We start from the raw sequence: 9627 nt of genomic DNA on the forward strand, positions 1-9627 counted from the left end.
ATTGTCGCGCCGAATGGGGCTATTTTTTGCTATGATGAAGCGTGCTTTATTTTCACACAATGAAATCAATGATTTAGTTGTGTCAGGCAAGTGCTTGCAACACGTATAAATAAAGTACGATCTGGACAACATTAGCACATTTAAGTGCATTAATTTCAATAGGTTAAGCTCATGCTTTTAATGGTCGAGAATTATCATAATAATTAAATACTGTAAAATACCATTAAACTAAAATCTACATGTCTTTATTATCAATCGTTTCGGCTTAAATACCATAAAATAGAATTAAATTGTATTAATCACTTTTGTGAGTAATATAGTGAGTAACAATATTTAATCTTTTGCGTTACTCACATGCTTAACGATACCAAGCTAAAAAAACTAAAACCAATGGAAAAAGCATACCGTATTGCTGATCAGGGTGGGCTGTGTATTGAGGTTCGTTCGACCGGTACAAAACTGTGGCGTGTGCGTTATCGGTATGCAGGAAAAGCCTCAATGATCAGTCTGGGTGAATACCCTATTGTAAGCTTAGCCGAGGCTCGTCAAAAGCAAGATGAAATCAAATCACTGCTTGCAAACAATATTGATCCAGCTGTGCATCGTCAGCAAGAAAAAGCCGCCATGCTTTGTGATGAAAATAGTTTTGAGGCGATTGCAAAAGAATATGCTGCGGATCGACTGAAGGACAAATCTCAAACCTATGTTGATGCTTTTCATCGGGCGATGGAAAAGGATATCTATAAAGTTATTGGCCACAAAAATATTAAAGATGTGACCTCTGCTGACGTTCTGAAGATTATGCAAAATACAGTAAAGCGTGTTAAGAGTCAGGATAATCGCGGCACTGGTGAAGTTACTGCAATTGAAAATAGGAAGAAAATTGGCTCTGTGATGAGATATGCCATTGCGACATTAAGAGCTGAGAATGATCCAACTTATGCGGTGCGTGAAGTCATTGCACGGCCTGATGTTGAACATGCAAGACCATTAAGTTTGGCTGAACGAAAGGTGTTTAGAGCGCGGATCGATAGTTATGGTGGTGCTGAGTCAACGGTCAATTCTATTTTATTTTTGTTCTATACCATGCTTCGCACAATTGAGGTGCGTCGACTGCAGTGGTCATTTATTGACTTCGAAGAAAGAACTATTACTTTTGAAAAACAAACCCGGGAGCAGCTTAAAAAAGGCATGCGACTAACTAAGAAGAATAGGACGCATGTAGTGCCAATGTCTGAACAGGTTTATCAACTTTTACTTAAGCAGAAGAAGCTCACTGGCCGCAAGAAGTATGTTTTTGAAGGTGTCTATAAGGGCGGGATGATGCCAGCCACTACAATCAATCGTGCACTGCAATACATCATGCAGAACGTTACGGCACATGATTTCCGCGCTACGGCATCCACCCTATTGAATGAGCTTGGTTATGATGAAAAGTGGATCGAGACTCAACTGGCTCACGCTGATGAGAATAAAACACGTGCATCGTATAACCATGCCAAGTATTTAGCAGATCGTAGAAAAATGATGCAGGACTGGGCTGATATTGTGGATGGATGGAGGGAGTAAATTGAAGTTAAGGTTTTTATATCAAAATTCCGACTAAGTTAAAGTCGATACCCTTAACTGTGAGCTTTATATTTATAGAAGAATTTAGAAATTTTTTAATAATGAGGAAATATAATGGAAAAGCCGCACATTTACTGCGATAGAAAAATTATTAAGTGTTCTGTTTGTGGAGCATGGGATGACTATAGTTTTAACGATACTCAGCACTTTTATCTTATTGCTGCTGCCGAAGGTAAGCAAACTCGTGGACTCTATTCTATAGAGAGTATTAGGTGTAAAGAGTGCAATAAAGTGGCTAGAAATAATCAAGACCCTTATTTTTATTATTGAGGAATTATTTATTAAAGTAAAAAACAAAGCCCTCATTTGAGGGCATTTATCTATTTTATTAGAATATTGTTCTCTAGTGAGTTATTCAGTCTTATTTAAGAACTTTCACAATAGCAGCATGACGCGCTTTGCAGTCGCTATATTTAGCTACTGTATCAATAGACCAGACCAAAACAACCTTACCCTGCCCTGATTCCAGTTTTTGCAAATCAGGGCAAGACTCAAGGAGGTTTACTGGCACCACTGGTGATAAGTGAGTTGAGTTGCTGCAGGCCATCATCATCAAAGCAATGGTTGAGATACACAGGACGATCAATGATCTTTTGCACTTCACGCGTAACTGTTTCGACTTGCACGTGCTGCTCTGATTTTGCTGCTTCATAATCCGCACTCATCTGGTTAATTTGATTTTGTTTATGGGTTAGAGCTTTGAGATGGTTTTGCTCTATTTTCTGAATTTTTATCGTGCACTGCTCACCAGCCTTGCGCAGCTTTCCGCTTAAGTGATTGGTGTAAGCAACTTGCCCTAGCCATAAAAAGAAAAAGACCGCAATTGCGATCCAGTGTTTATATTTCCATAATAGATTTAGAGTCATTTTAAAAATAACTCCATTTCAATTTTCCTGCGATTCACCAGACCTTGCAGGCGTTTGCCACGAGCATTTACCCATAAGCCAAATTGATCAGCTGCCGCCTTATAATTTTTCTCATTCAGCCTTTTGACCAAAGTGGATTCTTCAAATGCGGTAGGTCCAATGTTATAGGCCAATGAAACCAAGGCATCAAACTGATTCTGATTGATCGGAACATTGACTGCGCTATTGACGGTTTGCTCGAATTTTTTCAAGTCATGTTGCATGTAGCTTTTGGCTTGTTCCAGTGTGCAGGTATCCCCTTTTTTGACACGAATACCATTTAGGTATTTTGTGGTGCCATAACCAATGGTCCATACCCCCACGCCATCATCGTAGGCATTGAGCCGTAGGCTTTCAAAATTACGGATCAGATCAATACCACTTGGGCTGATGCTCATTTCATCCGTAGCGATACCCAGCATACTGGTGACATCATCGTAAGCAGTTGCAATCAGTTTGTCAGCAGCATCAACCTGTTTCTGGGTGAGTTTGCCGCCGCTAATCTTTCGCAAGAAATCAAAAATATGTTTCATGGGTTGTCACCATCTTTATCCGTATTAAAAAATTTAGGACGTGCACCACCCTTACCCCAAATATAGAGTTGTCGGGTAAATAGTGCGAATAAAATACTTACTGTAGTGTAAAAAAGGGTTCCGGCCGGACTTGGCGAATACTCATCTTTAACAAAAAGTGCGGCTCCAAAAAGGATCGACAACACCAATAGAAAATCGATGTGTTTTGGGAGCTGGATTTTTGGATGAAATGCCATGATTGCAAACGAAAATATAAACAATACCAATGCCGTCTTACTTATGATTAGCAGCATCTTCATTCTCCTTTTTGACTAAACCAAGAACTCTTGATCGAGCCAAACTCAGCAATGCTTCAGCTGTACTTTTACCAGCAGCGCCCAGAATGAAACCAAATAGTTCTGGGTAGTTACCGCTAGCAAGAAATAAACTTGCCGGTTTAGCAAAGACCACACATAAAATGAAGCCGGCAAAGAATCCTATCCAGCGATCCCGGGTCGGCTCCTTGCTTAATAGAAAGCCAAAAGTTGCACCCAGCACACCTGTAAAAAGGATGTGTGAATGACTCTTTATGCTTTCCAATACTTGACTAAGAAAGTCCATATACATCCCCTTTAGTCATACATACCCCTATTTTTTGGCAATAAAAAAGCACCCGGTTGGGTGCGATTGGTATTTTTTACTTAAACTTCTATTTCTGAGTGCTGACCAGTTGGTGCTGGCCTTAAAATTACCTGATTGGCGACAAATACCCTTGCGCCTAAATTATAAGCTGTGCCAGATGTGCAAAGCACTGGACCAGATCCCCCATCAATCTGTACCCGATACTCTGGATGCTTCACTGAGGTGATGGTGCCAATGTATTCGGCATGAGTTGGATTAAGCAACTTACGCAGTTCAAATAAAGGATTGGTCACGACTGATACGCTCCACAGTAATGGTTTCATTGACCTTTTCATGTGAGAAGCTGCCACTCACTCCATCAATTACACCCCACCACTGACTATTAAAGGCAATCGTTTTACCCGGTAGCATCTCGCCAATTTCCTGACTGACCGGAATATCTGAGAAAGTATGTAATTCCTGAATATTGGCTTTCACTAGTTCATTTTTACCGTAACTCGCACCTGACACTACATTAAATAATGGACCAGTGACTGTTTCTAAAGGCACATCACCAGAAGTGCCCCGCTGCTGTACTTTCAAGCTCTCACCACTTCGACTATTCACCACAGTGATGGCATTAAAGTCGGCGATATACTCATCATTCTGTTTGATGTTCTGCTGCATCACTAGGCTTTCAGATAACAGAATGTCGTAATCATCAACTGTCATCGCATCCCAGTAGCCTTTCTGGTAGCGAGGCAAAATGGTCAAAGTATTACCTGCTTTCTGGCTATAGATAAAGCCGCCGCCTGCATCAACAACCTGCTTTATTGCATCGATCGGTGCTAGTTCTGCATAACTCAGGCTTTCAGTAGGTACAATCCAACCCAATTCATCAATCAGTTTCCAATCCAGACCTGTGCCTGCATTTGCTCGATCTAGTTCAGCCTGCACCAGTTGCACAGAGGTTCGCTCGTTATCCTGAATAAATGAGCGTGAAGGCGCATATTTATCAGAGTTCAGCGCTGTGACACTTCGCCCTGGGTAAGTGTAAAGAACACTGGCAAAACGTCGGGTTTCTTCTGGATCTTCCAGCAGAATATGATGCTCAAAACCATTGATCATGACTTTCAGTATTACCGGCTGCCCATCAATAGGCTGCAGCTTATCTTTTTCCGTGTGAGCAACAGTGATGGAATAGGTCCAGCACCATTGAGACCGACTGGTACTGTAGGTACCATCCATGACTTTAATCTTCTCGCCGGTATCCAATCGCTCGGCTATTAATACATTCACGATATACCACCAGTTCCTTTTTGGCAGTGCTGGAATACAGTCATCTGCACCAAAATTTAAAACAACATTGTGTGAATCAACACCATGACAGAGGCAGACAAAATTTAAATCACCTGTGCCTTCGTATTTGGGTATTTCAGGCTTTGGCCAAGGTTGAACCGAGTGCTTGCGATAATGAATTGCTTTAGCTTTATCCCAGGGCAAATCTGACCTAGTGATAATCTCTAGGCTTTTATCCCACTCGAATGAAAAGCGGTGCTCAAAAGATTGAGCCACGTCATGCGAATAGGTAAAAGTTTTACGCCTGCGGATCATTTCCTGCCAGACCGTTTCCCGGTTATGACGCAGCTTAATGGTTTCTTCATGCAGGTAGCGCTGGTGAATAAAGCGCTTATCGCCTTTCTCCCAGATTACATACGCATCCAAACTTAAACCGGTCGTTTGCTCATGTATGGATCTAACCGCCCGGGTTAATGATCCTGCCTGCTCATACTGAATATTTGCCTGATTAGAAATCGCCAAACCCTCATCATAAAAAAGAGCCTCATTTGAGACTCTTAATATTGGCTTGGCCCATGGTATTTCTATGCTACTTAAAGCTGTAATAGCTCTCCTGTACCGCAAACCTAAACCTAGGGATATACCCGGCAAGTGATTGATGTCGAATACAGCCTCAACTTTAAATTGAAATGCGGTATCTAAAACAGTATCAATCGTGCATAGGTTTTCAGCGAATTCTGCAACAATTTCAAAGCTAAAACTGGTGTCTAGGACGGTATCTATCTCGCCAATTACATCAGTATTTTCCTTAAAGACCGCAACGACTTCAAAGCTAAATTCAGTGTCCAGTACCGTGTCTATAACTGCAGTATTTGCGCCACTATCCGCATAGATCGCAGTGACTTCAAAGCTAAAACCAGTCTCTAAAACCGTATCAATAATTGCAGATACATCATCCCCAAAGTTGAGATTAGTCGAGCCATCGGCTAGATGCTCAAAATTGAGAATGATGTTGTGACTGTCGGTATTTTCAGGCTTAAAGTTTAAGTTTAGGTTGTGCGCATCAACGGTGCCGAGCTTATTTTTAAAATCCACATGAGCACCCTTTTAATTTAAGGTCTGAGTTTTATTGAGGTAACCGACAATGTGCCACCCAAAGCTAAATTGGTATTAGCCAACGATATATCAGTACCCACTGTCAGATCAGCAGCGACTTCACCTGCACCATTAAAAATACGCGCCCAGGTTGCAGTGCCGGTTTTGATGACCGTTGCTGTGTCGGTCGGATGAAGCTCTACATAAGTGGCCGTAGTTTCTTTGATGCACGGCTCGGGAAATGTCAGTGTCACTAGGGCATTGTTTGAATCTGCTGCAATAGCAGGACTGGCGGGCTGCATACCCTCATAAAAAATAACGGTAGCACTTTGGCTACCGTTATCCATAAAATTGGCAAAGGCTTGAATCATACCAAGCCGGGCTTTGACTGAAGTTTTACTCATTTCGGTCTCACGTTATCTTGCACTGTCGCGTTAAATATTTTATTTTCATCAATACCCACAATCAAGTATGATAAATCGTATGGCAGATAAGCTTTATAATAACCATCCGCATCACTTTTTATTTGCTTTAACAGTGCGCCATTGCTGCGATTGTAAATGCGAATAGTTTTTGATTTTACTACCCCCATTTCACGTGTTTGACCAGCAATAACTGCAATCTTACTGCTCGATAAACCTGTATTTAGTATTCTAAATAGCACTATTGCATCTCCAAACTTAATCCAAAATTAACATAGCCGTTTGCCCCTGCGCTGTGATTATATGACCGCACTAAACCGTCATCCGTGTACCTATCGCCAGTAATTTGCCCGAACTGCAAACGCACAAACGGCACAACACCGCGCAGCTTAAAACTTGAATCAACAATTGGCATTTGCATAAAAACAGGACTATTCGTGGTGATTGCTGCTGGCTGAACACTGGCACTCATAAATCCCAGCATTACAGCTCTTGTGAGTGTTTTGTCTTGTCTAATCGCCTGCTCGTCATACCATAGTAGACCTCTTTGGGATGCATCACCTTCAAAAAATCCAGCACACAATCCGCACCGCGAGGTGATTGAAACGCTTGTATTTTGAGCAATCCTGCTATTTATATTTGCTGCCGAAAACAGCAGATTGCGACCCTGAATCTCACAATCAAAGAACTCAAAAACACCGTAGAGATAAGGTGTATTGTTATTCACAATTGTAATTGCAAAAGAGCTACCATCACCAACAATAGTAAAACCACGATTCGTGTTGGATGAGTTATCTCTGTCTGTGTATGAGTAGCTTGTACTTAAGTAATCAGCTGCCGCATAGTACCATTTTGCACGACCATGGTGTGTGCCATCCCATTCCCAATTTTCATTGATGTTTTCAGCGCTAAACGGCATAAAATTACCAACCGCATTGCCATTGCTGTCCACATTTTCAGTAATACCAACTTTTGCAAATTTAGCACCCGTTACTAACGCACCGCTTACACAAAAATCATGTACAAGCAAAATCAAGCCGAGCGATTCAGGATCGGTTGATCGATATGCACGTTTTGGCTCAGTTGATATTGCATGTGTTTGATACACAATTTCAAAATCGAGAGGCGCGGTGAAACATGTTGCTGTGCCTAAAATCACAATTGGGTGATCTGAGGTACATTCAACTGTAATTGACGCACCATCTACACTTAAAACTTTATAATCCCCATCCCATCCGTTTATTGAGCCTGCAATGCGCACCACTTGACGGTCAATAAAACCATGACCACTACCCAGGTTAATTGTTGCGGTAATAGCTGTGGGTGTTGACTTGCTCACGCTAATCACTGGCACATGGTTGAAACCATTCACTAAGACTGCATCTAATAACGTAATCATTGCACCCCAATTGTTCGTCAACTGAGGAATTCCCTTCATTGTATTTGCGTAATGTTTTACTAATCCGACCATTTTTCTTCACTCATAAAAAAGACCGCACAAAGCGGTCATATTTGATTTAAATTTTAAACAACCCGATCAATATCACCACGCAACATGATCTGGAACTGGTCTGACAGTACTGCTGGCTCTGACTGTTTCACTGTACGAATCACCCAGACCGGAAAGTTTGCTGCCACTGTATTGAAGCGCAAGACGTTACCATTCGCCCAACCTGCACCCCAACCTTCTTTTTTCACTGTGAAATATGGCAAGCCAGTCACAGGGTTAATTGGTGCAAAATCAGCATTCACACTTCCTGTACCGATCTGACCTGAGTATTCACCAACACAACGGAAATTCGTGTTATCCGTGAAAATCAAAGCCCAGCGTTCCTGAATCGCACCCTTATTGCTAACCTGAAGTGGATAGAGCGAGTCATTGTAGTTCGCTAAAATGCTTGAGCTTGGCTCATCTGCCCAGGCATTACTCCACGAACCCTGTACAAATTTCCGTGTATAACGCGCCTGCATATCACCAATCACTAATGCAGACCCAACAATGGTATCCACTGCATCATAGTTATGTGTCAGTGGTTTAGTAAATGTCAGTTGGCCATTGATCTGTACGTCACGAATCAGGCCCATGTCCTGATAGCGGTATTTAACTGTCAGTGGTGCAACCAGATTACCCAGTGCGAAGTCACCGCCCAACGTCACACGGCCATAATCATAATCAACTGTGTACAAATCGAAAGCGGCTTTCGCTCCATTAGCATCTTCAAGTTCGGCCCATGAAATGCGCTGATCATTGAGATCGTATGTAGTCCCTGCAATCGCGCTTGGTAATTCCTGAGCTTTGCTTGAGCTGACAATCCCGATACCACCGACACGGAAAATCGGTACACGGCCATCAATCGGCAAACGTGTAGCAGACAGACCTAGAATTTCAGAGTCTAGTGGGATATAGGTATAAGCTACTGCGTTATAGCGTACTGATGAAGCATCTACCCAAACTGGCACATTGATATAAGTATCGACTCCCTCCTGATATTCCAGCAATGGGTCATACCAGTCATTCGCTTCAATTTCCGCCCGATTGGCTTCGGTGATTTTGGTTTTGCTGTAAAAGTAAATCGTGACAAAGCCATTTTCCCAATTGACCTGACCATGCGCCCGACTGGTTTCAATTACGCCATTTTCATCGGCGGTCAGTGTGAGTTGGCCAAATTCAATGGTGCCAACCACCACAGTTAAAGATTGTGGCCGGATCGGCATGATCGGCGTTCTAAAGCTGATTTTATTGACCGGTAGTAGGTCGGTTGTGGTGGTTAAGGATTCCAGAGTAATCGTGTTATCTGCATTCGGTGTCCAGGAGTCAATTTCAACGATCCCGGTACCGTATTGAATGACACCCGACTGAATCCCGCTATTATTGGCTGGATTTACATTACGATACAGCAAGCCAGTACGGTCCAAAAAGGTATCGACACCCACTTTAAAGCGGGCTGAACCCGTGAGGATCTGCTCATCAAAACCGGAGGATAAATCCAATTTGAGCTTGTTTGCCGTCACTGTATGCGTTGCCGAGTTAGATCCAGATGTATCTCGGTATTTCACTTGAACATCAACAGCATTAAAGGCCTTCAGCTCAACCTGTTCGCCTTGAATATCTGACGTTTGTGGAGAATAAAAAGACATATTTCC

General features: G+C 42.2%; 11 protein-coding genes. 1 reads left to right on the forward strand and 10 read right to left on the reverse strand.

Annotated features, from left to right (window positions below; genetic code table 11):
* The first annotated feature begins 354 nt into the window (after positions 1 to 354).
* On the forward strand, positions 355 to 1569 hold the full coding sequence (locus tag F891_RS03785; RefSeq protein WP_005262177.1) for a tyrosine-type recombinase/integrase: 1215 nt from the start codon (positions 355 to 357) through the stop codon (positions 1567 to 1569).
* A gap of 551 nt (positions 1570 to 2120) precedes the next feature.
* Here the strand turns inward: F891_RS03785 and F891_RS03795 are convergent.
* The 10 genes from F891_RS03795 to F891_RS03835 form a co-directional block, all read right to left on the reverse strand.
* Positions 2121 to 2495: a hypothetical protein gene (locus tag F891_RS03795; protein ID WP_004279637.1), complete on the reverse strand. Its 375-nt coding sequence runs from the start codon at positions 2493 to 2495 to the stop codon at positions 2121 to 2123.
* The gene (locus F891_RS03800; protein WP_004646472.1) at positions 2492 to 3067 is read right to left on the reverse strand and encodes a lysozyme; all 576 of its coding nucleotides are present in this window, start codon (positions 3065 to 3067) and stop codon (positions 2492 to 2494) included. Before F891_RS03800 ends, F891_RS03795 begins: the two co-directional genes overlap by 4 nt.
* On the reverse strand, positions 3064 to 3360 hold the full coding sequence (locus F891_RS03805) for a hypothetical protein (RefSeq protein WP_004646471.1): 297 nt from the start codon (positions 3358 to 3360) through the stop codon (positions 3064 to 3066). The genes F891_RS03800 and F891_RS03805 overlap by 4 nt, the downstream gene beginning before the upstream one ends.
* Positions 3341 to 3667, reverse strand: a complete 327-nt coding sequence (locus F891_RS03810) for a hypothetical protein (protein ID WP_005097122.1) — start codon at positions 3665 to 3667, stop codon at positions 3341 to 3343. Before F891_RS03810 ends, F891_RS03805 begins: the two co-directional genes overlap by 20 nt.
* Before the next feature lie 80 nt (positions 3668 to 3747).
* Positions 3748 to 3981, reverse strand: a complete 234-nt coding sequence (locus tag F891_RS17260; RefSeq protein WP_005262180.1) for a hypothetical protein — start codon at positions 3979 to 3981, stop codon at positions 3748 to 3750.
* Entirely contained in the window at positions 3962 to 6061 is a 2100-nt protein-coding gene (locus tag F891_RS03815) for a hypothetical protein (protein ID WP_005262182.1), read from the reverse strand. Before F891_RS03815 ends, F891_RS17260 begins: the two co-directional genes overlap by 20 nt.
* A 17-nt stretch (positions 6062 to 6078) precedes the next feature.
* Positions 6079 to 6465, reverse strand: coding sequence for a hypothetical protein (locus tag F891_RS03820; RefSeq protein ID WP_005262184.1), 387 nt, complete (start codon positions 6463 to 6465; stop codon positions 6079 to 6081).
* Positions 6462 to 6725, reverse strand: a complete 264-nt coding sequence (locus F891_RS03825; protein ID WP_005262193.1) for a hypothetical protein — start codon at positions 6723 to 6725, stop codon at positions 6462 to 6464. The genes F891_RS03820 and F891_RS03825 overlap by 4 nt, the downstream gene beginning before the upstream one ends.
* Positions 6725 to 7954 (reverse strand): hypothetical protein, encoded by a 1230-nt coding sequence (locus F891_RS03830; RefSeq protein WP_005262195.1) that lies wholly within the window; start codon positions 7952 to 7954, stop codon positions 6725 to 6727. Before F891_RS03830 ends, F891_RS03825 begins: the two co-directional genes overlap by 1 nt.
* A gap of 53 nt (positions 7955 to 8007) precedes the next feature.
* Positions 8008 to 9621, reverse strand: coding sequence for a hypothetical protein (locus F891_RS03835; protein ID WP_005262198.1), 1614 nt, complete (start codon positions 9619 to 9621; stop codon positions 8008 to 8010).
* Positions 9622 to 9627 lie beyond the last annotated feature (6 nt).

Origin of the sequence: Acinetobacter sp. CIP 101966, assembly GCF_000369725.1 — a bacterium.
Taxonomy (GTDB): domain Bacteria; phylum Pseudomonadota; class Gammaproteobacteria; order Pseudomonadales; family Moraxellaceae; genus Acinetobacter; species Acinetobacter lwoffii_Q.

Bases quoted from the DNA above. Each gene is read 5' to 3' on its own strand.
- F891_RS03835 (WP_005262198.1), bottom strand. From the start codon at position 9,621: ATGTCTTTTTATTCTCCACAAACGTCAGATATTCAAGGCGAACAGGTT.
- F891_RS03805 (WP_004646471.1), bottom strand. From the start codon at position 3,360: ATGCTGCTAATCATAAGTAAGACGGCATTGGTATTGTTTATATTTTCG.
- F891_RS03795 (WP_004279637.1), bottom strand. From the start codon at position 2,495: ATGACTCTAAATCTATTATGGAAATATAAACACTGGATCGCAATTGCG.
- F891_RS03830 (WP_005262195.1), bottom strand. From the start codon at position 7,954: ATGGTCGGATTAGTAAAACATTACGCAAATACAATGAAGGGAATTCCT.
- F891_RS03800 (WP_004646472.1), bottom strand. From the start codon at position 3,067: ATGAAACATATTTTTGATTTCTTGCGAAAGATTAGCGGCGGCAAACTC.
- F891_RS03810 (WP_005097122.1), bottom strand. From the start codon at position 3,667: ATGGACTTTCTTAGTCAAGTATTGGAAAGCATAAAGAGTCATTCACAC.
- F891_RS03820 (WP_005262184.1), bottom strand. From the start codon at position 6,465: ATGAGTAAAACTTCAGTCAAAGCCCGGCTTGGTATGATTCAAGCCTTT.
- F891_RS03785 (WP_005262177.1), top strand. From the start codon at position 355: ATGCTTAACGATACCAAGCTAAAAAAACTAAAACCAATGGAAAAAGCA.